The 22857-nt window shown below is 66.5% G+C and carries 26 protein-coding genes and 1 pseudogene; 9 read left to right on the top strand and 18 right to left on the bottom strand.

The window, feature by feature from the left end; translation table 11 throughout:
- Positions 1-13 precede the first annotated feature (13 nt).
- The 7 genes from AC1RPL_RS14820 to AC1RPL_RS14790 all read right to left on the bottom strand — a co-directional run bounded on the left by AC1RPL_RS14820 (position 14) and on the right by AC1RPL_RS14790 (position 6129).
- The gene (locus AC1RPL_RS14820) at positions 14-853 is read right to left on the bottom strand and encodes an endonuclease/exonuclease/phosphatase family protein (RefSeq protein ID WP_493070159.1); all 840 of its coding nucleotides are present in this window, start codon (positions 851-853) and stop codon (positions 14-16) included.
- Positions 850-2385, bottom strand: coding sequence for an RNA polymerase factor sigma-54 (gene rpoN, locus AC1RPL_RS14815; protein WP_493070157.1), 1536 nt, complete (start codon positions 2383-2385; stop codon positions 850-852). The genes AC1RPL_RS14820 and rpoN overlap by 4 nt, the downstream gene beginning before the upstream one ends.
- A 116-nt stretch (positions 2386-2501) precedes the next feature.
- The gene (gene lptB / locus AC1RPL_RS14810) at positions 2502-3278 is read right to left on the bottom strand and encodes an LPS export ABC transporter ATP-binding protein (protein ID WP_493070155.1); all 777 of its coding nucleotides are present in this window, start codon (positions 3276-3278) and stop codon (positions 2502-2504) included.
- Positions 3279-3402: 124 nt separating this feature from the next.
- Complete coding sequence (locus AC1RPL_RS14805; RefSeq protein WP_493070154.1) at positions 3403-4008, bottom strand: LptA/OstA family protein; 606 nt, start codon at positions 4006-4008, stop codon at positions 3403-3405.
- 3 nt (positions 4009-4011) lie between these two features.
- Positions 4012-4656: an LPS export ABC transporter periplasmic protein LptC gene (gene lptC / locus AC1RPL_RS14800; protein WP_493070153.1), complete on the bottom strand. Its 645-nt coding sequence runs from the start codon at positions 4654-4656 to the stop codon at positions 4012-4014.
- Positions 4656-5276: a ribonuclease D gene (locus AC1RPL_RS14795; RefSeq protein WP_493070152.1), complete on the bottom strand. Its 621-nt coding sequence runs from the start codon at positions 5274-5276 to the stop codon at positions 4656-4658. The genes lptC and AC1RPL_RS14795 overlap by 1 nt, the downstream gene beginning before the upstream one ends.
- A gap of 31 nt (positions 5277-5307) precedes the next feature.
- Complete coding sequence (locus AC1RPL_RS14790; RefSeq protein ID WP_493070150.1) at positions 5308-6129, bottom strand: TerC family protein; 822 nt, start codon at positions 6127-6129, stop codon at positions 5308-5310.
- 211 nt (positions 6130-6340) lie between these two features.
- Between AC1RPL_RS14790 and AC1RPL_RS14785 the strand changes: the two genes are divergently transcribed.
- A complete protein-coding gene (locus AC1RPL_RS14785) occupies positions 6341-7195 on the top strand; it encodes a cold-shock protein (RefSeq protein ID WP_493070148.1) in 855 nt (284 codons plus the stop codon).
- Between the two features lie 211 nt (positions 7196-7406).
- Here the strand turns inward: AC1RPL_RS14785 and AC1RPL_RS14780 are convergent, their stop codons facing one another.
- Positions 7407-7880 carry an Lrp/AsnC family transcriptional regulator gene (locus tag AC1RPL_RS14780; protein WP_493070146.1) on the bottom strand — a complete coding sequence of 158 codons (474 nt, stop codon included), beginning with the start codon at positions 7878-7880 and terminating at the stop codon, positions 7407-7409.
- A 108-nt stretch (positions 7881-7988) separates the two neighbouring features.
- On the opposite strand from AC1RPL_RS14780, the gene AC1RPL_RS14775 reads away from it, so the two are divergent.
- Entirely contained in the window at positions 7989-9320 is a 1332-nt protein-coding gene (locus tag AC1RPL_RS14775) for a S41 family peptidase (RefSeq protein WP_493070144.1), read from the top strand.
- Between the two features lie 185 nt (positions 9321-9505).
- Here AC1RPL_RS14775 and AC1RPL_RS14770 read toward each other — a convergent pair whose 3' ends face one another.
- The 3 genes from AC1RPL_RS14770 to AC1RPL_RS14760 are packed head-to-tail and all read right to left on the bottom strand — an operon-like array spanning position 9506 to position 12368.
- Positions 9506-10339, bottom strand: coding sequence for an EamA family transporter (locus AC1RPL_RS14770; protein WP_493070142.1), 834 nt, complete (start codon positions 10337-10339; stop codon positions 9506-9508).
- Positions 10336-10776, bottom strand: a complete 441-nt coding sequence (locus tag AC1RPL_RS14765; protein ID WP_493070141.1) for a hypothetical protein — start codon at positions 10774-10776, stop codon at positions 10336-10338. The genes AC1RPL_RS14770 and AC1RPL_RS14765 overlap by 4 nt, the downstream gene beginning before the upstream one ends.
- Positions 10777-10790: 14 nt before the next feature.
- Positions 10791-12368: a cisplatin damage response ATP-dependent DNA ligase gene (locus AC1RPL_RS14760; RefSeq protein WP_493070935.1), complete on the bottom strand. Its 1578-nt coding sequence runs from the start codon at positions 12366-12368 to the stop codon at positions 10791-10793.
- Between the two features lie 51 nt (positions 12369-12419).
- Here AC1RPL_RS14760 and AC1RPL_RS14755 point away from each other — a divergent pair, with 51 nt between their 5' ends.
- A complete protein-coding gene (locus tag AC1RPL_RS14755; protein ID WP_493070139.1) occupies positions 12420-13256 on the top strand; it encodes a metallophosphoesterase in 837 nt (278 codons plus the stop codon).
- Here AC1RPL_RS14755 and AC1RPL_RS14750 read toward each other — a convergent pair.
- Positions 13235-13744, bottom strand: coding sequence for a DUF6265 family protein (locus AC1RPL_RS14750; RefSeq protein ID WP_493070137.1), 510 nt, complete (start codon positions 13742-13744; stop codon positions 13235-13237). The genes AC1RPL_RS14755 and AC1RPL_RS14750 overlap by 22 nt on opposite strands.
- 110 nt (positions 13745-13854) lie before the next feature.
- On the opposite strand from AC1RPL_RS14750, the gene AC1RPL_RS14745 reads away from it, so the two are divergent.
- Positions 13855-14178 carry a hypothetical protein gene (locus AC1RPL_RS14745; protein WP_493070135.1) on the top strand — a complete coding sequence of 108 codons (324 nt, stop codon included), beginning with the start codon at positions 13855-13857 and terminating at the stop codon, positions 14176-14178.
- A gap of 55 nt (positions 14179-14233) precedes the next feature.
- Here the strand turns inward: AC1RPL_RS14745 and AC1RPL_RS14740 are convergent, their stop codons facing one another.
- Positions 14234-14731, bottom strand: coding sequence for a Dps family protein (locus AC1RPL_RS14740; RefSeq protein ID WP_493070133.1), 498 nt, complete (start codon positions 14729-14731; stop codon positions 14234-14236).
- A gap of 94 nt (positions 14732-14825) precedes the next feature.
- Positions 14826-15389, bottom strand: a complete 564-nt coding sequence (locus tag AC1RPL_RS14735; protein ID WP_493070131.1) for a TMEM165/GDT1 family protein — start codon at positions 15387-15389, stop codon at positions 14826-14828.
- Between the two features lie 322 nt (positions 15390-15711).
- Between AC1RPL_RS14735 and rpmG the strand changes: the two genes are divergently transcribed.
- Complete coding sequence (gene rpmG, locus AC1RPL_RS14730) at positions 15712-15879, top strand: 50S ribosomal protein L33 (RefSeq protein ID WP_025560997.1); 168 nt, start codon at positions 15712-15714, stop codon at positions 15877-15879.
- Positions 15880-15983: 104 nt separating this feature from the next.
- On the opposite strand, the pseudogene AC1RPL_RS14725 reads toward rpmG, so the two are convergent.
- Positions 15984-16343: pseudogene (locus AC1RPL_RS14725) on the bottom strand (response regulator); the annotation flags it as partial.
- Between the two features lie 36 nt (positions 16344-16379).
- Here AC1RPL_RS14725 and AC1RPL_RS14720 point away from each other — a divergent pair.
- The 4 genes from AC1RPL_RS14720 to AC1RPL_RS14705 all read left to right on the top strand — a co-directional run bounded on the left by AC1RPL_RS14720 (position 16380) and on the right by AC1RPL_RS14705 (position 18797).
- Positions 16380-16646, top strand: coding sequence for a DUF3572 domain-containing protein (locus AC1RPL_RS14720; protein ID WP_493070129.1), 267 nt, complete (start codon positions 16380-16382; stop codon positions 16644-16646).
- Complete coding sequence (locus tag AC1RPL_RS14715; RefSeq protein ID WP_493070127.1) at positions 16643-17278, top strand: HAD family hydrolase; 636 nt, start codon at positions 16643-16645, stop codon at positions 17276-17278. The genes AC1RPL_RS14720 and AC1RPL_RS14715 overlap by 4 nt, the downstream gene beginning before the upstream one ends.
- 9 nt (positions 17279-17287) lie before the next feature.
- Positions 17288-17752 carry a RidA family protein gene (locus AC1RPL_RS14710; RefSeq protein ID WP_493070126.1) on the top strand — a complete coding sequence of 155 codons (465 nt, stop codon included), beginning with the start codon at positions 17288-17290 and terminating at the stop codon, positions 17750-17752.
- A 253-nt stretch (positions 17753-18005) separates the two neighbouring features.
- Positions 18006-18797 carry a TorF family putative porin gene (locus AC1RPL_RS14705; protein WP_493070124.1) on the top strand — a complete coding sequence of 264 codons (792 nt, stop codon included), beginning with the start codon at positions 18006-18008 and terminating at the stop codon, positions 18795-18797.
- 121 nt (positions 18798-18918) lie between these two features.
- Here AC1RPL_RS14705 and AC1RPL_RS14700 read toward each other — a convergent pair whose 3' ends face one another.
- From AC1RPL_RS14700 to ileS, 3 genes are read right to left on the bottom strand one after another with little or no spacing between them, the layout of a single operon-like run.
- Positions 18919-19332 carry a DUF3035 domain-containing protein gene (locus AC1RPL_RS14700; protein WP_493070123.1) on the bottom strand — a complete coding sequence of 138 codons (414 nt, stop codon included), beginning with the start codon at positions 19330-19332 and terminating at the stop codon, positions 18919-18921.
- Positions 19325-19894 (bottom strand): signal peptidase II, encoded by a 570-nt coding sequence (lspA, locus tag AC1RPL_RS14695; RefSeq protein ID WP_493070122.1) that lies wholly within the window; start codon positions 19892-19894, stop codon positions 19325-19327. Before lspA ends, AC1RPL_RS14700 begins: the two co-directional genes overlap by 8 nt.
- A complete protein-coding gene (ileS, locus tag AC1RPL_RS14690) occupies positions 19891-22755 on the bottom strand; it encodes an isoleucine--tRNA ligase (protein ID WP_493070120.1) in 2865 nt (954 codons plus the stop codon). Before ileS ends, lspA begins: the two co-directional genes overlap by 4 nt.
- Positions 22756-22857: the final 102 nt, after the last annotated feature.

The raw sequence follows: 22857 nt of genomic DNA, 5'->3' as shown, positions 1-22857 counted from the left end.
GGCTACCAAAATACTAAGGACGTTCCACATTCGGCCAGGAGAGCGTCGCCATCACCGGGAAATGATCGGACGGATAGCGCGCGCCGCGATGCGCATCGATCGTGCGAAAGCCGCGTGCCCTGAAGCCGCGAACCAGGATCCAGTCGATACGCTTGTCGGGTACACCGGTGAAATCGTGGAAGCTGCCCTCGGGCCCCTCCGGCTTCCCGACCGCGACTCGCGCATCGGCGAGATCGCGGGTCAGTATCGCGTGCGGGGAGGCTTCGGGCCCCGTGTTGAAATCGCCGGTGAGCACCACCGGCACGCCGGCGGGCAGCGCCGCGATACGCTTGCGGAGCAGCTCGGCGCACTTCTCGCGCGCCGCCGCATCCTGGTCGCGATAGGGGAAATGGGTGTTGAACAGGTAGAAGCGCTTGCCGCCCCGCGTCTCGAACAGGCCCCAGGTGACCATGCGCGGATAGAGATTGCCCCAGCTGATGCTGGCGGCGATCTCGGGCGTTTCCGAGAGCCAGAAATCGCCATGCTCGATCAGCTTGAGGCGATCGCGGCGATAGAAGACGCCCATATGCTCGTCGCCATGGCCACCGCGCCGGTCGATCCCGAACCAGCTATAGTGCGGCAGGTGCTCGACGAGATAATCACCCTGGACCTGCCATAGCTCCTGGGTGCCGATCACATCGGGGTCGGCGGCGGCGATCGTCTCGACGAACAGGTCGCGGCGCCTGTCCCAGATATTGGGCCCGTCGCCGGGCGCGGGCAGGCGCACGTTGAAGCTCATCACGGCGAGCCTGTGCTGCGCATGGGCGGCGAGCGGCGCGAGCAGTGCCAGCAGCAGCGCCGCGAATCGGATCACCCCACGCCCTCCAGCGCCTTTTGCCGCCGGCGCTGTACCGAACTGCCGATCCCCAGCGCCTCGCGATACTTCGCCACCGTGCGCCGCGCGATGTCGAAGCCCTTGGCATTGAGCAGCTCGACGAGCGTGTCGTCGGACAGGATCTTCTTGGGATCCTCGGCCTGGATCAGCGTGCGGATCGCGCTCTTCACGGCTTCGGCCGAGACCGCGTCGCCGCCTTCGGACGACTGGATCGCCGAGGTGAAGAAGTATTTCAGCTCATAGAGCCCGCGCGCGCAGCTGAGATATTTGTTCGAGGTGACGCGGCTCACCGTCGATTCGTGCATCTCGATCGCCTCGGCGACCTGACGCAGCGTCATCGGCTTGAGGTGCGCGACGCCCTTCAGGAAAAAGGCTTCCTGCTGCTTCACGATCTCGGACGCGACCTTGATGATCGTGCGCTGGCGCTGGTCGAGCGCCTTTACCAGCCAGTTGGCGCTGGCCAGCATGTCCGACAGCCAGGCCTTGCTCGCCTTGTCCTGCGGGCCCGCCGAGACTTCGGTGTAATAGGCGCGGTTGACGAGCAGGCGGGGCAGGGTGGCGGCGTTGATCTCCACCGCCCAGCCGGCGCCGCGCCGCGCGACGAAGATGTCGGGGGTGACGGACAGGGTCGGCTCACCGCCATAGCGGCAGCCCGGCTTGGGGTCGTAGTTGCGGAGCTCGCGGATCATGTCCGCCAGATCCTCGTCATCGACGTCGCAGATGCGCTTGAGGCGGGGCAGGTCGCCGCGTGCGACCAGATCGAGATTGTCGATCAGCCGCGCCATGCACGGATCGTAGCGATCGGCTTCCTTGGCCTGGAGCGCCAGGCACTCCGCCAGACTGCGCGCGCCGACGCCGGTGGGATCGAAGGTGTGGATCGTCGCCAGCACATCTTCCACCCGGGCAAGGGGCACGTTCAGCCGGTTGGCGACATCGAGCAGCGTGGCGGTAAGATAGCCGGCTTCGTCGATCTGGTCGATCAGATGGGCGGCGATGAACAGGTCGCCATTGGCGATGCTGGCGCCGGCCTGCGCCATCAGGTGATCACCGAGGCTGAGCGCGGCGCTGCCTAGATTGTCGAAATCGGGCCCATCCTCGGGCATGCCGCCGCCGGCGGTGCCGTTGAGGCCAAGGCTGCCGTCCATCCCCGCGCCGCCCAGCGTGTCGCTGCCGCTGTCATGGTGGAAGGTCTCCGCGGCGAAATCCACGTCGAGCGCGGCTTCGCCCGACGCTTCGCCTCCGCTTGCGAGCAGCTCGCTGGCATCGGCCGGGCCGTCGCGCTCGACATAATCGCCATCGGGCTCGGGCGCTTCGGCGGGTTCGGAAGCGCCGCGCTCCTCGTCGCTGCCGGCGCCGCTATTCTCGAGCAGCGGGTTCTTCTCCAGCTCCTCGGCGATGAAGGTCTCGATCTCGAGATTGGACAGCGCCAGCAGCTTGATCGCCTGCTGGAGCTGGGGTGTCATCACCAGCGATTGCGACTGGCGCAGATCGAGGCGAGGCGCGAGCGACATCAGCGCACCTCGTCATCCCGGCGAACGCCGGAATCCAAAGCCATAGGCGATTCGCTTTGGACCCTGGGTCCCGGCTTTCGCCGGGATGACGGATAAGGGTCAGGCGCGCGCATCACTCAGAGCTCGAAGCTCTCACCGAGATAGAGGCGGCGGACATTCTCGTCCCTGACGAGGTCGCCCGGCGATCCGGCGAAGAGCACGCGGCCGTCATAGATGATGTAGCCGCGATCGACGATGTCGAGCGTCTCGCGGACATTGTGATCGGTGATCAGCACGCCGATGCCGCGCTTCTTCAACTGGATGATCAGGTCGCGGATGTCGGAGATCGAGAGCGGATCGATGCCGGCGAACGGCTCGTCGAGCAGGATGATCGTCGGATCGGCGGCCAGCGCGCGCGCGATTTCGGCGCGGCGGCGCTCGCCGCCCGACAGCGCCATGGCGGGCGCGGCGCGCAGGCGGGTGAGGCCGAACTCGTCGAGCAGCTCGTCGAGGCGGCGCTGGCGCGCATCCTTGTCCGGCTCGGAAAGCTCGAGCACCGCCAGGATGTTCTTCTCGACCGTGAGGCCGCGGAAGATCGAAGTTTCCTGGGGAAGGTAGCCCAGGCCCAGGATCGCGCGGCGATACATGGGCAGGCGGGTGATATCCTCGCCGTCCAGCATGATGCGGCCGCTGTCGGGCTTCACCAGCCCCATCACCGAATAGAAGCAGGTCGTCTTGCCGGCGCCGTTCGGGCCCAGCAGGCCGATCACTTCGCCGCGGCCGACCGAGACCGACACGTCGGTGAGCACCGTGCGCTTGTCATAGGATTTGGCGATCGAGACGACCGCCAGCCCCTTGTCGGGGAGGGGCGCGGGATCCGCTACGGGCGTTTCGAGGGTGTTGACGTCAGCCATACTCGGTCCCTGCATGGACGGTTCGCGTTACCGGCAGGTTATCCCCGCGGGCGATTGGCAGGATTCCTGCATGAACTCTGCCGGGAAGGGAAGCCCTGAGCGGTGTGCCGTTGAAAAAGGGCGATTACTGCTTGGGCGCGGGATTGGCCGGGGCCGGCGTCGCGGTGCCCGATACCGGGGCATTGGCGCGCTTGGGCACCGAGAAGCGGCCGGTGACGCGACCGCCACGGTTCTGGGTGCCGGGCGTACCGCCCGCACCCGTCGCGCCGCCGACGCCCGAACCGTCGATCGTCGCGCGGCCAGTGTCGAGGTTGATCACCAGGCGCCCGCCCGAAACGGTGTTGCCGGCCTGGCGCAGCGTGACGCCGCCGATCATCGTGATGATTCGCTTGGTGACGTCGTAGACGGCGTACTGGCCGGTCGCGCTCTGGTCGGGCCGGGTGACGGTGACGCCGCCGGCGGCGTCGAGCCGCGAGACTTCGGGCGAACCCTCGGAGATCTGCCCGGTATAGGCCAGGGTGACGCGGGCCGCGGCCAGGGTCATCTCGGCCTGCTTGATCCGCACGCCGCCGGAAAGGGTGACGCGGTTCGCCTTGTCCTGCAGCTCGATATGCTGGGCATCGAAATCAATGGGCGCGGTGCTGTCGTGGCGCTGCTGCGCGGCCGCGGGCGCGGCGGCAAGAAGCGCCAGCGTGAAGCCGATCGGAAGCAGGGCAGTCGCACGGATCATGATCTAGCGCCTATTCGCGCGCTTGGGGGTAATCCGCAAGCGTGCATTGCCATCTAGGGAGATGGTGCGGTTTTCCAAGTCGGCGGTCAGCTTGTTGGCGCTGAACACGCCGGTCGGCGTCTTGCCGGTGACTGCGCCGCCGCTTTCCATCTTGCGGGTCTTCAGGTCGACGGTGGCGTTCTGGGTGTCGAGGACATAGCCGTCCGAGGTCTGGAACTTGACCGGGCCGTCGGTCGAGACCTGCTGCTTGTCCATGTCGTAATGGCCCTTGTCGGCCTTCAGCGTCGCGGGGCCTTCGGGCAGATTGATCTCGGCGGAGAGCTGGTTGAGCTGGACGATCGGCTCGGCCGAACTCTTCTGGATCGCCGAGCCGGCATTCAGGCGGAAGGCCTGGCCCTTCGAATCCTCGCCGCGATAGACCGCCGATTCGAGGCGAAGCCGCTCGGTCGCCATGGCGACCTTGTTCTTGTCGAGCACGAAGCTGACATCGCCCTTGGTGAGCAGCGGCGCGAGGACGAGGAACGCCGCGAGCACGCCGATGCCGATCGGCAACAGGAACAGCGAGATCCGCACGACACGATCATGCGCGCTGCCGGGATGCGCCCAGCCGCGTTTCTGTGATCGAAGGCGTGCGGCGACCTCTGACATCAAATATGCGCGAAGATGTCGGTTTCGGGCCAGCCGGCGAGATCGAGCTCGGCGCGCGCCGGCAGGAAGTCGAAGCACGCCTGGGCGAGGTCGGTGCGGCCTTCGCGCTCGAGGCGCTTGTCGAGTTCTATCTTCATTGCGTGAAGGTAACGCACGTCGGACGCTGCGTATTCACGCTGGGGCTCGGAAAGTTCGGGGCCGCCCCAATCCGAGCTCTGCTGCTGCTTCGAGATCTCGACGCCGACCAGCTCGCGGCACAGGTCCTTGAGGCCGTGGCGATCGGTGTAGGTGCGCACCAGGCGCGAGGCGATCTTGGTGCAATAGACCGGGCCGGCAGTGACGCCGAGATAGAAGCGGATCGCCGCGAGGTCGAACCGGGCGAAATGATAGAGCTTCAGCCGCTCCGGATCGGCGAGCAGCATGCGCAGGTTCGGTGCGTCATAGGTCGAGCGCGGGCCGAAGCGGACGAGATGCTCGTCGCCCGAGCCATCGGACAGCTGGACGACGCACAGCCGGTCGCGCGGGGTGATGAGGCCCATCGTCTCGGTATCGACGGCGATCGAGGCGCCCGGCGCGAACAGGCCTTCGGGGATGTCTTCTTCGTGAAAATGCACAGTCATAGCCGCCGCCTAGACTCCTTCGCCGCCGGGCTCAATGGTCCGAAGGCTCCTGCTTGCCCGCCGCCTTGCGCGCCCGGGCGTTCCGCGACCATATGTTGAGCCCCTCGACCGCGGCGGAAAAGCCCATCGCGGTGTAGATATAGCCCTTGGGGATATGCGCGCCGAACGCCTCGCCGATCAGCACCATGCCGATCATCAGCAGGAAGCCCAGGGCGAGCATGACCACGCTGGGGTTGCGGTTGATGAAATTGGCAAGCGGATCGGCGGCGAGCAGCATCACGCCGACCGCGACGACCACCGCGACGTACATGATCTGCACATGCTCGGTCATGCCGACGGCGGTAAGGATCGAATCGACCGAGAAGACGATGTCGAGCAGCAGGATCTGGACGATCGCCGCGGTGAAGCTGAGCGAGACGGTCTTCCGGGTCTTGTCGAGCAACTGGTCCGATTCGCCCGGCCCTTCGCCGTCGTCGACCGAATGGTGGATCTCGGTCGTCGCCTTCCACATCAGGAACAGGCCGCCGGCGAGCAGGATCAGGTCCTTCCACGAGAAATCGGTCTCGAAGGCGCGTTCGCCGTGCGAATCGAGCGGGCCCTGGATGCCGAGCGAGAATACGGTGTTCTTCAGGCTGATGATCCAGCTGATCCCCGTCAGCAGGGCGAGTCGCATGACCAGCGCCAGCGAGATGCCGACTCGGCGGGCGCGCTGGCGCATCTCCTCGGGCAATTTGTTCGAGAGAATCGAAATGAAGATGAGGTTGTCGATGCCGAGCACCACCTCCATCACGATGAGCGTGACGAGTGCGGCCCAGGCGGCCGGACTGGCGAGCAATTCCGAGATCGCATCCATGGCGACCAGCTGTGCAATGCCCTGGATTGTGGCGCAAGCGCAGCAGTTAACGGGTGTTCGCCTTGTTCAAGTCGAATTTTGTTCGCCCGTTGTACGATTTTGGGCTATGCCCGATTCTATGGCGCAAGTTTTTGCGTTGGAAGACCTGCGTTTTCGTCCGGCGCTTGGCTTTTGATTGTGATTTTGGGCGAACCGGGAAGACGAACAGGGCATGAGTTTCGATAAAGGGCGCCGTGGGGATCGCGGCGGACGTGGCCGCGACAAGCGTGACGGCTTTGGCGGCGATGAATTTGGCGGCGGCAGCAGCTTCGGCGGTGGCGGTTTCGAGGATCGTGGCGGCTTCGGCGGCGGTGACCGATTCGGCGGCGGCGGTGGCGGCGGTGGTTACCGCGGCGGCGGTGGTGGCGGCTTCGGCGGCGGCGGCGGCGGTGGTTTCCGCGGCGGCGGCGGCGGTGGTGGCTTCGGCGGCGGTGGTGGCGGCGGCTTCGGCGGCGGCAACCGCATGCCCCCGCAGGTCATTGGCGAAGGTACTGGCGTCGTAAAGTTCTTCAACGGCCAGAAGGGCTTCGGCTTCGTCGTTCGCGACGATGGCGGCGAAGACGTCTTCGTGCACATCTCGGCAGTCGAGCAGGCAGGCCTTACCGGCCTGGCCGAAGGGCAGCCGCTGGGCTTCACGCTCGTCGATCGCGGCGGCCGTATCTCGGCTACCGAGCTGAAGATCGACGGCGAGCCGATGCCGGTCGAAGAGCGTGCGCCCCGCGAGGATCGCGGCGACCGCGGCGGTGATCGCGGCGGCTTCGGTGGCGATCGTGGCGGCGCCGGCGGCGGTGGCCCTCAGCGCCAGCTGACCGGCGAGAAGGCGACCGGCACGGTCAAGTTCTTCAACGCGATGAAGGGCTTCGGCTTCATTCAGCGCGACGATGGCCAGCCCGATGCATTCGTGCACATCTCGGCCGTGGAGCGTGCAGGCATGCCGACGCTCAACGAAGGCGACCGTCTCGAGTTCGAACTCGAAGTCGATCGTCGCGGCAAGTATGCCGCGGTGAACCTGACTCCGGGTAGCTGAGGCGAGCCTTCAGGCTAACAAGACAGGAAGGGCCGGGGGGAAACCTCCGGCCCTTTTGTTTTGGGCGGACGGCCCTTTTGTTTTGGGCGGAAATCCGGGCGACCCGCTTTCCTTGGGCGTCATCCCGGCCTTGAGCCGGGGTCCCGCTAATTCATCTTTTGGCAGAAAGAAGCGGGACCCCGGCTCAAGGCCGGGGCGATGGAAGAGTTGCTCAGTCCCCCAGCAACTCATGCAGCGGCAGCGCGGGCGTGAACTTGCGCCGTCGCTTGACGAAGCTGGTCTCGTAGCGCCGCACCACCGGGTCGCCGCCGAGCAGCGAATCGACCAGCGCATTGAACGACTCCATGTCGCGCGCCGAGACGAGCAGCACGATATCGAAGCTGCCGGTGATCTCGAGCACCATCTGGACGTGCGGGCTGGCGATCAGCCGGCGCTGGAAGCCCTGGACCGCGTCGAGCGAATGCCGGTCGAACTGGACATGGACCAGCGCCGAGAGGAACGGCCCGACTTCTTCGGACACCACCGCGATATCGGCCGCCACGGTGCCGTCGGCCCGCATCCGCCGGACGCGCCTGGCGATCGCGCTGGGCGAAAGCGGCAGCCGCTCGGCCAGCATGTCGGCGGTCATCAGCGCATCCTGCTGGAGCAGGCCAAGGATGCGCAGGTCGATATCGTCGTTGGTCATGCCGATGCTATGCCAGATTTTGGCAAGGAAGCGGCTGAAATTGCGCACCGTGCGCCCGGGCCCTGCGCCATGCAGTGTTAGTTGACTAATACAGTCCGGGAGGGACCCATGAAGATCATATTCGCCGCCGCCCTGATCACCGCCGGCCTTGCCGCGCCTGCGCTCGCCCAGCAGGGCCCGGCTCCCGGCCCGCGCCAGGGGCCCCGTCCGGGCCCGATGGCCATTCCCGCGGCGAGCAAGGCGGAGATCGTCGCTGCGATTCGCAAGGCGATCGCCGAGAACTATGTCGTTGCGAGCAAGCGCGCGCCGCTCGATGCCGCGCTGGCCAAGGGGCTCAAGTCCGGCCGCTACGAGGTAGCCGACCAGGGTGAGCTGATTCGCCGCGTCAACGAGGATCTCTATGCGGTCGCGGGCGACAAGCATCTCCAGCTGATCTTCGATCCGCCCGCCTCGGCCGAGCTCGCACAGCATGGGCCCCAGGCCGACGATGAGGAGAATTCGCCTTTCCTCAAGGCGATGATGCGCGCGCACAACCACGGCATCACCGAGATGAAGCTGCTGCCCGGCAACATCCGCTACATCCGTTATGACGGGTTCGGCTGGTCGGGTGCCGAGAGCGGCAAGGCGATCGATGCGGCCATGGCGTTCCTGCGCGACGGCGATGCGGCGATCCTGGACCTGCGCACCAATGGCGGCGGGAGCCCCGATGCGGTGCGGCGAATCACCAGCTATTTCACTGCGCCGAACACGCTGCTGGTGACCTTCCACCTGCGCAGCGACGCGCCGACGAGGTCGGTGAGCGAGGCAGTGCCGGGCGGGCAGATCGCGACGCCGCTCTATGTGCTGACCAGCGGCCGCGCGGCATCGGCGGCCGAGGAGTTCACCAGCCATGTCGCGCGGCTGGGCTTCGGCACGCTGGTGGGCGAGACCACGGCGGGCGCCGCCTATCGCAACGAGCATTATCCGGTGCCGGGCGGCTATGTGATGAGCGTGTCGATCGGCTATCCCGAGCTGCCGGGCGGCGGCAATTGGGAAGCGAAGGGCGTGGCGCCGAAGATCGCGGTGCCGGCCGACAAGGCGCTGGACCGCGCGCTGCAGGATGCCGCGCTCAAGCTCGCCGAAAAGGTCCAGGGGCCGCAACGGACCGAGCTCGAATGGACTGCGGCACTCTATGCCGCGCGGGTGACGCCGGTAACGCCGGCGCGTCCGCTCGCTGCCTATGCCGGCCGCTATGCGCCGCGCACGGTGGGGCTGGAGAATGGCGCACTGACCTGGCAGCGCGACGGCGGGCCGAAGTCGGTGCTGGTGCCGCTGGGCGGCGACCTGTTCGCGATGGAGAGCGATCCGCGCTCGCACATGCGATTCACCGGGGAAGGCACGGTGACCGGCGTGACGATCGAGCGCGCGGATGGGACGAGCAGCCCGAATCCTAGGGGGTAGGCATATCAACTTTCAAGTTCCCCTCCCTGCAAGGGAGGGGTCAGGGGTGGGTTGGAAAAGGTCGGGCTCGATGCCCGGCCTTTTCTTTTGGTCGAGCCGGCTGGCTGGGCGCCCCCGGCCCCGCCGGGGTCGCAACCCACCCCCAGCCCCTCCCTTGCAGGGAAGGGAGCAGATTCGGCTGCGTCCTAAGCACTCAGGATCAGCACCGCGCCGGCGAGGATTCCGGTGACGCCCGCCACGCGGCCGGGCGTCACCTTCTCGCCCAGGAAAAAGGTGGCGATCACCAGCGCGGTGACCATGCCGGTCTCGCGCAGCGCCGCCAAAGGCGCGGTGGGGCCGATCGCCAGCGCCGACAGCGCCAGGCCATAGGTTAGGATCGACAAGGCGCCCGCCGCCACGCCCGGGCGCCACTGTTTCGTCGCCGCGGCGAAGATCGCACCCTTCGAGAGCAGCGCGAACATCGCCGTCGTGCTCATCCCCATCAGCACGAACATCCACACGATATAGCTGGTCGGCGTCGGCGCGGCGCGCACGCCCTGGGCGTCGATGACGGTATAGCCGGCGATGGTGAGCCCGGTGAGCAGCGCCCAGCAGAGTCCGGCGCGGCCGATATGCTTGCCCATCACCATAATGAACATCGCGGCCCCGACCAGCGCGATGCCGATCAACTCGCGCGCGGAAGCGGGTTCGGCAAGGACGCCAATCGAGATCGCGGCGGTGACCAACGGCGCAGTGCCGCGCAGGATCGGATAGGCAGCCGAATAGTCGCTCGTCTCGAAAGTGCGGACCAGCGCATAGAGATAGAGGCAGTGCACCAGTGCGGTACCGGCGATCCAGGGCCAGGCAGCGCCGGGCAGCGGCACCAGCAGAATCGCGGGGAACAGGATCAGCGCGCTCGACCCGTCGATGATCGCGCGGCCGGCCATCTTGTCCTTGCCGCCCTTGAGGATCGCATTGACCACAGCATGGATCGAGCCCGAGGCGATCATCATCGCCGGAGCGAGCAGGGCGGCGTTCACAAGCCGGTCTGGCGGCGGCCCAACCAGGAGGCGAGCGCGATGCGCGAGACGATCGCGGAGAACAGCACCAGCGGGACGACGATCCAGAGGGTCAGGATCTGCATCTCGGCCCATTGCCCGTTGATCAGGTTGCGCGTGCTGGTCAGTGCGGCCCAGCCGAGCAGGATTGCGGCGGTGAGCAGTCCCGCGAGCAGTCCGGTACCGAGCCAGCGGCGCCAGGACAGCGCCGGGTCGCGCAGGAGCAGCAGCGCGAGCGGCACGCCGACCACCGCGGCATAGCAGGCACCGAACAGCGCCAGCGTGCCCCAGATGCGCAAGAAGCTGTCGCCCGCATTCGATCCGGCGGCGAAGATGCCGGGCAGCAGCGACGCGATCACTGGCCCTGCGAGCACGCAGATGACGAGCGGCAATGCCGGAATGCGTTCGTCCGTCCCCATGCGGCAAGACTGGCTCAGGTTACGAGCTTGCGCAATGTCTCGATCGTATCGGCTTCGTGGGCGGGCTTGTCGTTGCGGATTCGGCTGATCCGGGGGAAGCGCATCGCCAGGCCCGATTTATGGCGTTTCGATTCGTGGATCGAGTCGAAGGCGACTTCGAGGACGAGCGTCTTGTCGGTCTCGCGCACCGGGCCGAAGCGGTTGACCGTGTGGTTGCGCACATAGCGGTCGAGCCACTTCAGCTCCTCGTCAGTGAAGCCGAAATAGGCCTTGCCGACCGGAAGCAGCTCGCCTTCCGGCGTCCAGGCGCCGAAGGTATAGTCGGAATAGAAGCTGCTGCGCTTGCCCGAGCCGCGCTGGGCATACATCAGCACGCAGTCGGCACCCAGCGGATCGCGCTTCCATTTGTACCACAGCCCGGCGCGGCGGCCGGCGACATAGGGCGACTCGCGGCGCTTGAGCATCACGCCTTCGATCGATGCATCGCGGGCGCCGGCGCGGATTTCCTCGAGCGCGGCGAAGTCCTTGGCGTCGATGACGGCGGAGACGTCGAAATGGGCGGGGTCGAGCTGGGTGGCGAATGTCTCCAGCCGGGCGCGGCGCTCGGTCCAGGGGAGGGCGCGCAGGTCTTCCTCGTCGTCGAAGAGGATATCGTAGAGTCGGACGAAGGCGGGATATTCGGCAAGGGTCTTCGCGCTAACCACCTTGCGGCCGAGGCGCTGCTGGAGCGCGTTGAAGCTCGCCGCTTTCCCACCCTGGAACTCGCCCTTCACCAGCAATTCGCCGTCGAGCACGCCGGGGGTGGTGAAGGCGCGGGCGACTTCGGGGAAGCTGTGGGTGATGTCGTCGCCGGCGCGGCTGTAGAGCCGGGTCTCGCCCGCGACATGGACGAGCTGGACGCGGATGCCGTCCCATTTCCACTCGGCGGCATAGTCGGCGAGATCGACGCTCTCGGCCTCCAGCGGATGGGCGAGCATGAAGGGGCGGAAGACGGGGACGTTGCGCGCGGTCGGCTGCTCGCCGTGGCCCTCGGCCCAGTCGAACAAGGGCGCATAGGGTGGAGTCAGGCCGTGCCACACTTCCTCCACCGCATCGACATCGAGCCCGAAGGCCTGGGCGAGCGCGGTCTTGGCGAGGCGGGCGGATATGCCGACGCGCAGCGCGCCGGTGGCGAGCTTGAGCAGGGCGTAGCGTTCGTCGGCCTCCAGCCGGTCCAGCATTCCTGCCAGTGCGGCGGGTGCGTCCGACTTGGAGATGCTGCCGAGGGTGGCGACGACTTCGGAGAGGGTGAGCGGGGCGGTCTCGCGCGGCGGTACCGCGGGCTCGGGCCAGAGCAGCGCGATCGTCTCGGCCGAGTCGCCGACGAAATCGCGGCTCATCGCGTAGAGGACGGGATCGACCCGCGCCTCGATCATCGCGCGGAGCAAAGCGGGCTTCACCGCGGGCAGGTCGAGCGTGCCGGTGAGCGCCGCCATCGCCCAGCCGCGATCGGGATCGGGCGTGACGCGGAGATAGTCGCCGATCAGCCGCAGCTTGGCGTTGCGCGAGCGGGTGTAGATCAGGTTGTCGAGGAGATCGGCAAAGGCGCGCATGATGGCGCAACGCATGGCGCAGCCGATGCGCTCCCGTTACGATGTTCGGTGATGCGCACGATCCTTGCCACGCTGGGCGGCCTTGCCCTGATCCTCGCCCTATTCCTCGGCTGGTGCTTTCGCGAGGCGACCAGCGATCCGATCGTGCGCCGGGCCGATGTGGCGACGCCGGGGCTGGAGCAGCCGGTGAAGATCGTGCTGCTCAGCGACATCCATATCGGCACCGCGGCGATGGGTCCGAAGCGGCTGAGCCGAATCGTGGGCCAGGTGAATGCGCTGAAGCCCGACCTGGTGGTGATCGCCGGCGACTTCATCTTTGGGCATGACCCCCAGGGTGCGGCGAAGCTGGGCGAGGCGATGATCGGGCCGCTCAGGCAATTGCGCGCGCCGCTCGGCGTGGCGGCGGTGCTCGGCAATCACGATTACTGGACCGGCACCCAGGCGGTGCGCGGGCAGCTTGCCCGGGCAAGGATCACCCTGGTCGAAAACAGCGCGGTGCTTCGCGGGCCGATCGCGCTGGGCGGGATCAGCGATGATTTCTCAGGCCATGCAAATGTCGACGCGACGCTGCGCGCGGCGCGGGCGCTGGGCAGGCCGATCGTGCTGCTCACCCATTCGCCCGATGTCGCGCCGGCGCTGCCCGCGGATGCGCCCCTGCTGCTCGCCGGGCACACGCATTGCGGGCAAGCGGTGCTCTTCGGGGAGAATGTCGCGCCGACGGTCAGCCGCTACGGCAAGCGCTATCGCTGCGGGCTGGTCCGCGAGGGTGGGCGGACCGTAGTGGTCACCGGCGGGCTGGGCACCAGCGGGGTGCCGTTCCGGCTCGGCGCGCCGCCGGACCTGTGGTTGCTGACGCTGGTGCCGGCTCAGAGTGCCGCGCGGCGATAGCGGAAGGGCATTTCCTTCACCTTGCCGTCGTCCATCTCGATCCTCACCCAGCAGGTCATTTCGTCGGGCCCGGTGCGGCGAAAGGTCATGCCGTCGAAATGGATGGCGTCCTTCTCGACCGCGACGAGCGGGAACTCGACGACCTTGCCGCTCCCATCCTCCCAACCGGAGAGATCGGCGTTGAAGTGGCGCAGGCGATAGACCAGCGAATCGCCGCGCGGGACGATCTGCATCAATTCGTAGAACTTGATGCCGCCCTTGCCGTCTTCCTGCTGGAAATGCGCCGCCATCCGGCCGGCCTGGGGCGCGGAATAGACTTCGGTGGCCGCTCCGCCGAGCCCGTCGCCGCGCCAGGTGCCGGCGAGCCAGGACAGGTCCTCGACCTTCGCGGGCGGCGAAGGCTGGCCGGGAGCGAGGCTGCGGGTTTCCTGGGCGAAGGCGGGGAGAGATGCGGAGCATAAGAGCAGGGCGAACATCGATCGGATCATCGCGAGTCTCCTTCGGCGCCGAGGCTAGCGCATGCCCGCCAAGCCGCAATGGCGCGGACATGAAAAGCGGGTTAGGCTGGCTGCTCCACCACCGGAGGGGACTCCACGTAATGAAGCTTATTCTGACCGCCGCCGCGCTTGCCTGCGCCCCCGTCGCCGCCTTTGCCCAGACGACGCCCGCTCCGGCGCCCGCGCCCGCCGCGACGCCGGCAGTTGCGGCCAAGTTCAGCGCCGACACGCCGATCGAGGCGCTGTTCGCCAACGAAGCCACCAAGGCAGTGCTGGTCGCCGATGGCCTGGGCGATGTCGACAAGCACCCGTCCTACGAGCAGTTCAAGGCGATGAGCTTCCGCGCAGTCGCGCCCTATTCGGAGGGCAAGATCACCGACGAGATCCTCGCCAAGCTCGATACGGACCTCGCCAAGGTCAAGTGACACGAAAAGGGGCCGGACTCGCGAGAGTCCGGCCCCTTTTGATTCTGTGAGGCAATCAGCCCTTGCGCGAAGCCTCGAACAGGAACCAGGCGCGCTCCTCGGCCTGGTCGGTCCATTCGTCGACGATCCCGCTGGTCGCATTGTCGCCGGCATCCTCGGCCGCCTGCTTCACCGCGCGGAAGCTCTCGACCAGCTTGAGATTGTCCTCGCGCAGCTCGGCGAGCATGTCGCCGGGCGAGACGTAGTCGGCGTCATTGTCCTTGAGCGTCTGGCGGCGGGCGATGTCGCCGATCGAGCGCAGCGTGATGTTGCCGGTCTTGCGTACCCGTTCCGCAATGGCATCGGTGATGCCGTAGATCTGCGCCGCCTGGTCATCGAGCAGCAAATGATAGTCGCGGAAGTGCGGGCCGGAGACGTGCCAGTGGAAGTTCTTGGTCTTGAAATAGAGCGCGAAGCAATCCGCCAGCGCGCTGTTCAACGCATCCGCGACGCTCTTGGTGTCGTTGCGGTTGAGGTCGGTGGGCGTGCGGAGCGCCGCATTGGTATCTGGCATTTTCGTCTCCCGGGAATCGGTTCGCACAGTCAACGAACGGGTATAGCGCCGGCTCCCTTCGGCGCACTTGCAATTTCCCGATCTGACTGATCGATCACGTCAAGCGCAGCGCGCCGAGCCCGATCCAGATGCCAGCGCCCATGAAGGCGATGCCGCTGAAGACGCGCAGCCAGCGCCAGGGCGTCGCCGCCCAAATCCGCTCGCCGAGCACCGCGGCGACGAACGCGACTCCGAAGGCGCCGATCGTCGCGCCGGCTGCGGCGAACCAGGGCTGGCCGCTGGTCGAGAGCGCGAGCGTGAAGAAGGGGGTGCTCTCGCCGAACGAGAGTATCAGCACGCCGAGGAACGACGTGAACAAGGCACCGAGCTTCCAGCCATCGAGCCGGTCCTTGACTCTGTTCGACCCGATCGCGCCCAGCGCGCCGAAGATCAGGGCGAGCGCGAGCAGCAGCGCGCGGGCATTGGGCGTCATCATCGGTGCCACCAGCATGCCGCCCAGCCCGGCGGCGAAATTGGTCGCGGCATGGGCGAGTCCCGCGGCAAACGCCACGGTGAGCGGCCGCCCATAGCGATCGGCGAGGATCGCGCTGAGCGTGGCCGGCTTGTCGCAAAGCTGGGTTAGGACGGCCAGAAGGAAGGCCGGGACCAGAGCTTCCATGGCGCTTCCCCTTTCGCGGGGTATCTTGGGGAATTTGGGTTAAACCCGCGTGAAGTATGCGCTTCATCCTTCCCCAGCTTGTCTGGGGGAGGGGGCCGTTCGCGCAGCGGGGGGGGGAGGCGCGCGCCGGGCACCGGCGCGTTGCGCCGGCCCCTCCATCACGCCCTTCGGGCGCGGTTCCCTTCCCCGAGCGCGTTCGGGGAGGAATTGAATCCTGCTCTGCCTTGACTTTCGGGCGAGACTCGCGCAGTTGCCCGCGTCTGGAAGCGGCGCGCCTCGCGTGCCGCTCTTTTCATTTTGAACGATTCAAGGGTTTCGGGTCATGGCCAAGCCGACCACTGTCAAGATCAAGCTCGTCAGCACGGCGGACACGGGTTTCTTCTACGTCACGAAGAAGAATCCGCGCACCCAGACCGAGAAGTTCTCGTTCCGCAAGTACGACCCGGTCGTGCGCAAGCATGTCGAGTTCAAGGAAGCCAAGATCAAGTAATCCGCTTTCGCGGATTGCCGATCTGCAGCAAGCCCCGGGGCCGATCAGGCCTGCGGGGCTTCTTCTGTGCCCGCTTCCGGTGACGGCGCGGGCGATTCGGCGGGCATCAGCGCACGCACTTCCTCCATGAAGCGCACCAGGCTGATCGGCTTGGAGACATAGGCGTCTGCGCCTGCGGCGCGGATCCGCTCCTCGTCACCGCTGCCGGCATAGGCGGTCACCGCCATGATCGGAATGGCGCGCAGCTTCGGATCCAGTTTCATGTGCTGGATGATCTCGAGGCCGGTGATGTGCGGCATCTGGATGTCCATCACCACCAGCTGGGGATCGAACTCGCGGGCGCGCGCCACGGCCTCGCGCCCGTCGCGCACCGGCTCGGCTTCGAACTGATGCGCGCGCAGCAGGTCGCAGAACAGCTTCAGATTGAGTTCGTTGTCCTCGACAACGAGCACCCTTTTTGCCACGCGATACCCCCGGGTCCAATTCGAGTGATGTAGGGTATGGCGAGCGCGGAAACAAATGCGGAAGCGCTGGCACTCCAGGCACTTGTCTGGACATTGGGCGACGAATCGCGCGCCCGGCGGCTGCTCGACCTGACCGGGCTCGACCCGACCGACCTGCGCCAGCGTGCCGGCGAGGCGGTGGTGCTCGCAGCCACGCTTTCCTTTCTCGAATCCTACGAGCCCGACCTTGTCGCCTGTGCCGAGGCACTCGACATTGCCCCCGAACAACTGGTCGCCGCCCGTGCGACGCTGGAACGCACATGAAACCCCTGCTGATCACCGATTGCGACGAAGTCCTGCTCCACATGGTCCGCCATTTTGGCGTATGGCTGGGCGAGGCCCATGACATCGACTTCACGCCCGACGGGGCGGACTTCTCCAATTCGATGCGCCGCCGCGCCGATTCGTCGGTGATCGAGCGCGAGGAGATGTGGGGGCTGCTCGATGGCTTCTTTCCCGCCGAGATGGATCGCCAGACCCTGGTGCCGCATGCCCGCGAGGCGCTGGCGGTGCTCGCGGAGCAGGCGAACATCGTCGTGCTCACCAATCTCCAGGATCATTGCCGCGATCACCGCATCGCCCAACTGGCGACGCACGGGATCGCGCACCGGGTCGAGTGCAACCAGGGCGGCAAGGGCTCGCCGGTCGCGCGGCTGGTCGAGGAGTTCCAGCCCAGCGTCACCGTGTTCGTCGACGATCTGGCGGTCCACCACGAATCGGTTGCCAAGCATGCGCCCGACGTCTTCCGCCTGCACATGGTTGCGGAGCCCAGCCTCGCCCCGCATGTCACCAAGGCGCCTTACGCCCATGCGCGATTCGACGATTGGCGCGACGCGCGGCGCTGGATCTCGGCGCGCTTCGAAGCGGGGTTGACCGCCACCGCCGCGGGTGGTTGAGCAAAGGCCATGACCACGCATGTCGACCGCAAGCTCGAAGAGCTTGGCCTCGCCCTTCCCGAAGCTGCCGCCCCCGTCGCTGCCTATGTGCCCGTAGTGGAGGCCAACGGCCTGCTCCATATTTCGGGCCAGCTGCCCTTCAAGGACGGCGCGCTGATGACCGGCCGGCTCGGCGAGGACCGCGACCTGGCGTTCGGCGCCGAGGCCGCGCAGCGCTGCGCGCTGATGCTGGTCGCGCAGATCAAGAAGTATCTCGGCGACGACCTGTCGCGGGTCGAGCGAATCGTCAAGCTGGGCGTGTTCGTGAACTCGGCCGGCGACTTCACCGATCAGCCCAAGGTCGCCAATGGTGCATCGGAACTGATGCAAGCGCTGTTCGGCGATGCCGGCCGCCATGCCCGCAGCGCGGTGGGCGTGCCCGTCCTGCCGCTCGGTGCCGCGGTCGAGATCGATGCGATCGTCCAGATCCGCTGATCTGCATTCAAGGTTTCAGGCCGGCCCGTTCCCCATCCGGGGAGCGGGCCGGTTTCGTTTGGCAACCCTTGCTGTGGCGCGCCAGCAACAGTTCGTCACGATCCCGTGACGGAACAGCAATTAATGTTGTGCGGTGCAGCGCGGTGCGGCAAGGAAGTTGTGCAACCGCAAGCAGCGCAGGCCTTCAGGGCAATCGACGCAGTACCGGATGCAGCAGGCGGGAACCCTTTTGGATAAACGGGAAGGGTATTCCATGCGCTACACGATCATCAGCCTGGCCGCGCTTGCGGTTGCGGCAGCAGCCACCCCCGCGATGGCCCAGGATCAGACCGATCCGCCGCCCGCGATCACCGTCAGCGGCAGCGTTGGCGTCGTCAGCGACTACAAGTTCCGCGGCATCTCGCAGACCGACGGCAATTTCGCCGTGCAGGGCGGCATCACCGTCAGCCACGCTTCGGGTTTCTATATCGGCACCTGGGGCTCCTCGATCGATGACTATGTCACCGTTCACGGCACCGCCCATCAGGAGCTCGACCTGATCGCCGGCTACAAGCACAGCTTCGACGGCGTCACCGTCGATGTCGGCGCGGTCTATTATGTCTATCCGGGCACCCGTCCGGGCTTCGCCGGCGACACCAGCGCCTCGGACTTCGTCGAGCCCTATCTCTCGGTCGCCTATGCGGTCGGCCCCGTCACCGCCAAGGTCACCGGCAATTATGCGCCAAAGCAGAAGGCGCTGGCGATCGACCAGGGCCTGACCGGCCTGCTTCCCAAGGAAGACAATTTCTACCTGGCCGGCGATCTCTCGGCGACGATCCCGGGTACGCCGGTCGGCCTGACCGGCCATATCGGCCACACCTGGGGCCCGAGCTGGCTGTCGGGCCCGACCAGCGAATATACCGACTGGTCGCTGGGCGCGACGGTTGCCTACAAGTCGCTCACCTTCGGCGTGAGCTATGTCGACACCGACACCTATTTCTACACGCCGAGCGGCAAGAACGTCGCCAAGGGCGGCATCCTCGGCTCGGTGAGCGTCGCCTTCTAAAGTTGGGGGGAAGGGGAGCGCCCCGCGCGCTCCCCGCCATACGGAAACGCCGGCCTGCAGGGGGATGCAGGCCGGCGTTTCTTATTGTGGGAGTGCAGGTTTGGAGAAGGGGAGGCGCCGCTTATTTCGGCGTGCTGGCCTTGGCGTCCTTGCCGTCGCCTTCGGGCGCCGCGACGATGTCGCGCGTGGTCGAACCCTTGTCGACCACATTGGTCGTCGGGCTGCCCGCAGTCGAACGCGCGCTCTGGTCAGCGGCGGTGCTGCCCGAGCTGTCGAGCACGGCCTGCTCGCCGGGGCTCCGCGCGGCCGAGCCGCCGAACATCGCGTCGAGCGCCTGGTTCGCGGGATTGCCTTCCTGCGGACGCGGGGCGCCCGGCTGCGGCGGCACCAGCGAGAAGTCGGGCGGGATCACCAGCGGCGCCTGGCGCGCGACGGCGAACTCGTCCGGACGCGCACGGTCATAGCCGCTTTTGCCGCAGGCGGAGAGCGAGGCCGCGAGCGCCACTGCGCCCACGAGGGTAACGGTCTTACGCATTGACTTCATTCTCCACAGCGGCCGGGCTGTCGCCTGCAGCCTTATCGCGCACAAGGAGCGCGCGGATCAACAGGATCAGCACGCCGATGGTAATCGCCGCATCGGCGACGTTGAAGACCAGAAACGGGCGCCATGTCCCGAAATGCAGGTCGGCGAAATCGACCACGAAGCCCAGGCGCGCCCGATCGAGGATGTTGCCCAGCGCGCCGCCCAGCACCATGCCGAGCGCGCAGACATCGGGCAGCTTCTTCTCGCGGAACATCCACCAGATCACGCCGGCGGCAATGGCACCTGTGAGCAGCACGAGCATCCAGCGGGTCGAATCGCTGTTCGCCGCGAACAGCCCGAGCGACACGCCGATATTGGCGACGAAGCGCAGGTCGAAGATCGGCAGGATTTCCTGGACGTGGTTGAGCCCGTCCAGGCCGAGCTTCTGCTGGATCAGCGTCTGGACGAACGAGAGATCGACGCCGAGCGCGCGCACGACCAGCAGCTTCGTCACCTGATCGATGACGAACACCAAGGCCGCGACGGCAAAGCCGATTCCACGAGTCACGTTCATTCCACCACCCCGGCACAGCGGTCGCACAAGGCGCCGTCCTGCGCAACTTCCGGGAGATGGCGCCAACAGCGGCCGCATTTATGGCGCTGGGTGGGCGTTACCGTGACCGTTTCGCCCTTTGTGACCTTCGAGACGATGAACAGCTCGGTGAGATCCTCCGCCGAAGCCGGCAGATCGGGCACGGTGACCTCGGCCTCCAGGCTCGAGCGGACCTGCTTCTGGCGGCGATAGGGCTCGATCGCCTCGGTCACCTGCTGGCGCAGCGCGCGGATCGCGGTCCAGTTGCTCTGGATCGACGCGCCCTCTGGCAGCACCGGCCATTCGAGCAGGTGGACCGAGCCTTCCTCGCTCGGGAAGCGCGCCTGCCACACTTCCTCGGCGGTGAAGGCGAGGATGGGGGCGGCATAGCGGACCAAAGCATGGAACAGCGTGTCGAGCACGGTGCGATAGGCACGGCGCTTCGGCGACGTCTCCGCCTCGCAATAGAGACAGTCCTTGCGAATATCGAAGAAGAAGGCCGAGAGGTCCTCGTTCATGAAATCCGTCAGCGCGCGGCTGTAGCGGTTGAACTCGAACGCGTCCGCGGCGCTGCGCAGCTCCGCGTCGAGCTCGGCGAGCTCGGCCAGGATATAGCGCTCGAGCTCGGGCATCTCGGCCACGGCGATCCGCTCGCCCTCATCGAACCCTTCGAGTGCGCCGAGTAGATAGCGGAAGGTGTTGCGGACTTTCCGATAGGCATCGCCGGTGCCGGCCAGCACTTCCTTGCCGATGCGGACATCGTCGAAATAGTCGGTCTGCGCGACCCACAGCCGCAGAATGTCGGCGCCGCCCTGGTCGATCTCCTTCAGGGGATCGATGACATTGCCTTCCGACTTGGACATCTTCTTGCCCTTGCCGTCGAGCGCGAAGCCGTGGGTCAGCACTGCGTCATAGGGCGCCCGGCCACGCGTGCCCGAGGACTCCAGCAGCGACGACTGGAACCAGCCGCGATGCTGGTCCGAACCCTCGACATACAGGTCGGCGCGGGTGCCGGCGCCGTAGCGCGCCTCGATCACGAAGCTGTGCGTCGAGCCCGAATCGAACCAGACGTCGAGGATGTCGGTGATCACCTCATAGTGCGCGAGGTCGTACTTCTCGCCGAGCAGCGCCTGGTGATCGGCCTGGAACCAGGCATCGGCGCCGCCGGTCTCGAAGGCCGCGAGGACGCGGGCGTTGACCTCCGGATCGCGGAGATATTCGCCGGTCTGGCGGTGGACATAAAGCGCGATCGGCACGCCCCAGGCGCGCTGGCGGCTGATCACCCAGTCCGGGCGCCCCTCGACCATCGCGCGGATGCGGTTGATCGAACGCTCGGGCACCCAGCGGGTATTCTCGATCGCATCGAGCGCGATGCCGCGCAGCGTCGCGCCGTTCGACGCGGTGGCGACGCGTGATTCGTCGTCCCAGCTCGTGTCGTGGGTGGCGCCGCTCGGGCGGTCCATCGGGATGAACCACTGCGGGGTCGCGCGAAAGATCAGCGGGGCCTTCGACCGCCAGCTATGCGGATAGCTGTGGCGGGTGCTCTCATCGTTGCGAGCCGAGAGCAGCGCGCCGACTGCACGCAGGTCGTTACAGATCGGGCCATCGGGCGCGAGCAGCTTCTTGTTGATGACCGAGAGCGACTTGTCCTCCGGCCATGCCCAATCCGCGCGATAACGGCCATCGCCCTCCACTGCGAAGACAGGGTCGATTCCGTGTGCCTTGCAAAGCAGGAAATCGTCCTCACCATGATCCGGCGCCATATGCACGAGGCCGGTGCCTGCGTCGGTGGTGACGAAGTCGCCGGCGAGCAGGGGGCGCGGCTTGGCGAAGAAGCCACCGATTTTGTGCATCGGGTGCTGCGCGACGGCGCCTTCCAACTGCGAACCCTTGCCTTGCCAGACTTCCTTGTATCGCGCGGAACCGGCAACACGCTGGATGAACGTCTGAAGCAGGGGCTCTGCGAGCAGAAAGGTTCTGCCGGCCAACGAAGCGTCCATTGTGCCTTCGGCATCCAACATCAGGATATGAAGGTCGGTAATGGCAACGTAATCGATCTCCGGCCCATAGGCGAGCGCCTGGTTCACCGGGATCGTCCACGGCGTGGTCGTCCAGATCACCGCATGCGCGCCGACCAGCTCGGGCGCGTTCGGCGCCTCGACGATCTCGAACGCGACATCGATCTGCGTCGAGACGATGTCCTCATATTCGACTTCGGCCTCGGCCAGCGCAGTCTTCTCGACCGGCGACCACATCACCGGCTTGGCGCCGCGATAGAGCTGGCCGCTCTCGGCGAACTTCAAAAGCTCACCGGCGATGATCGCCTCGCTCTCGAAGTTCATCGTGAGGTATGGGTGTGCCCAGTCGCCCATCACGCCCAGCCGCTCGAACTGGCCGCGCTGCACGCCCACCCATTTCTCGGCATAGGCGCGGCATTCGGCGCGGAAGGCGACGGGGTCGACTTCGTCCTTGTTGAGCTTCTTGGCGCGGTATGCTTCCTCGACCTTCCACTCGATCGGGAGGCCGTGGCAGTCCCAGCCGGGGATGTACGGCGCGTCCTTGCCCATCAGGCTCTGCGAGCGGACGATGATGTCCTTGAGGACCTTGTTCATCGCATGGCCCATGTGAATGTCGCCATTCGCATAGGGCGGGCCATCGTGCAGGATGAAGCGCGTGCGGCCGGCGCGCTGCTCGCGCAGCTTCCGGTAGAGGCCGATCTTCTCCCAATGCGCGAGGATGACCGGCTCCTTCTGGGCCAGGCCGGCCTTCATGGGGAAATCGGTCTTCGGGAGGAAGACGGTGTCGCGCCAATCGGCGCTCTGGGTATCTTTTGCGTCGGTCATGAGTGGGCGGGAATTAGAGGAAGCTGCGCCCCATGCAAAGCAGATGTTCGAAGGGGTGCTTAACCACCAATATGGGGAACCCCGTCGCGGCTCGGGAGTCGG

The organism is Sphingomonas sp. GW821-FHT12D09, assembly GCF_058807215.1.
Note: the sequence above shows the minus strand (reverse complement) of the source record. Positions and strands in the feature narration are given on the sequence as shown.

Excerpts from the sequence above, each read along its gene's own strand:
- rpoN (WP_493070157.1), bottom strand. The coding sequence starts at position 2,385 with ATGTCGCTCGCGCCTCGCCTCGATCTGCGCCAGTCGCAATCGCTGGTG.
- lptB (WP_493070155.1), bottom strand. The coding sequence starts at position 3,278 with ATGGCTGACGTCAACACCCTCGAAACGCCCGTAGCGGATCCCGCGCCC.
- AC1RPL_RS14805 (WP_493070154.1), bottom strand. The coding sequence starts at position 4,008 with ATGATCCGTGCGACTGCCCTGCTTCCGATCGGCTTCACGCTGGCGCTT.
- lptC (WP_493070153.1), bottom strand. The coding sequence starts at position 4,656 with ATGTCAGAGGTCGCCGCACGCCTTCGATCACAGAAACGCGGCTGGGCG.
- AC1RPL_RS14795 (WP_493070152.1), bottom strand. The coding sequence starts at position 5,276 with ATGACTGTGCATTTTCACGAAGAAGACATCCCCGAAGGCCTGTTCGCG.
- AC1RPL_RS14790 (WP_493070150.1), bottom strand. The coding sequence starts at position 6,129 with ATGGATGCGATCTCGGAATTGCTCGCCAGTCCGGCCGCCTGGGCCGCA.
- AC1RPL_RS14785 (WP_493070148.1), top strand. The coding sequence starts at position 6,341 with ATGAGTTTCGATAAAGGGCGCCGTGGGGATCGCGGCGGACGTGGCCGC.
- AC1RPL_RS14780 (WP_493070146.1), bottom strand. The coding sequence starts at position 7,880 with ATGACCAACGACGATATCGACCTGCGCATCCTTGGCCTGCTCCAGCAG.
- AC1RPL_RS14775 (WP_493070144.1), top strand. The coding sequence starts at position 7,989 with ATGAAGATCATATTCGCCGCCGCCCTGATCACCGCCGGCCTTGCCGCG.
- AC1RPL_RS14765 (WP_493070141.1), bottom strand. The coding sequence starts at position 10,776 with ATGGGGACGGACGAACGCATTCCGGCATTGCCGCTCGTCATCTGCGTG.
- AC1RPL_RS14760 (WP_493070935.1), bottom strand. The coding sequence starts at position 12,368 with ATGCGCGCCTTTGCCGATCTCCTCGACAACCTGATCTACACCCGCTCG.
- AC1RPL_RS14755 (WP_493070139.1), top strand. The coding sequence starts at position 12,420 with ATGCGCACGATCCTTGCCACGCTGGGCGGCCTTGCCCTGATCCTCGCC.
- AC1RPL_RS14750 (WP_493070137.1), bottom strand. The coding sequence starts at position 13,744 with ATGATCCGATCGATGTTCGCCCTGCTCTTATGCTCCGCATCTCTCCCC.
- AC1RPL_RS14745 (WP_493070135.1), top strand. The coding sequence starts at position 13,855 with ATGAAGCTTATTCTGACCGCCGCCGCGCTTGCCTGCGCCCCCGTCGCC.
- AC1RPL_RS14740 (WP_493070133.1), bottom strand. The coding sequence starts at position 14,731 with ATGCCAGATACCAATGCGGCGCTCCGCACGCCCACCGACCTCAACCGC.
- AC1RPL_RS14735 (WP_493070131.1), bottom strand. The coding sequence starts at position 15,389 with ATGGAAGCTCTGGTCCCGGCCTTCCTTCTGGCCGTCCTAACCCAGCTT.
- rpmG (WP_025560997.1), top strand. The coding sequence starts at position 15,712 with ATGGCCAAGCCGACCACTGTCAAGATCAAGCTCGTCAGCACGGCGGAC.
- AC1RPL_RS14720 (WP_493070129.1), top strand. The coding sequence starts at position 16,380 with ATGGCGAGCGCGGAAACAAATGCGGAAGCGCTGGCACTCCAGGCACTT.
- AC1RPL_RS14715 (WP_493070127.1), top strand. The coding sequence starts at position 16,643 with ATGAAACCCCTGCTGATCACCGATTGCGACGAAGTCCTGCTCCACATG.
- AC1RPL_RS14710 (WP_493070126.1), top strand. The coding sequence starts at position 17,288 with ATGACCACGCATGTCGACCGCAAGCTCGAAGAGCTTGGCCTCGCCCTT.
- AC1RPL_RS14705 (WP_493070124.1), top strand. The coding sequence starts at position 18,006 with ATGCGCTACACGATCATCAGCCTGGCCGCGCTTGCGGTTGCGGCAGCA.
- AC1RPL_RS14700 (WP_493070123.1), bottom strand. The coding sequence starts at position 19,332 with ATGCGTAAGACCGTTACCCTCGTGGGCGCAGTGGCGCTCGCGGCCTCG.
- lspA (WP_493070122.1), bottom strand. The coding sequence starts at position 19,894 with ATGAACGTGACTCGTGGAATCGGCTTTGCCGTCGCGGCCTTGGTGTTC.
- ileS (WP_493070120.1), bottom strand. The coding sequence starts at position 22,755 with ATGACCGACGCAAAAGATACCCAGAGCGCCGATTGGCGCGACACCGTC.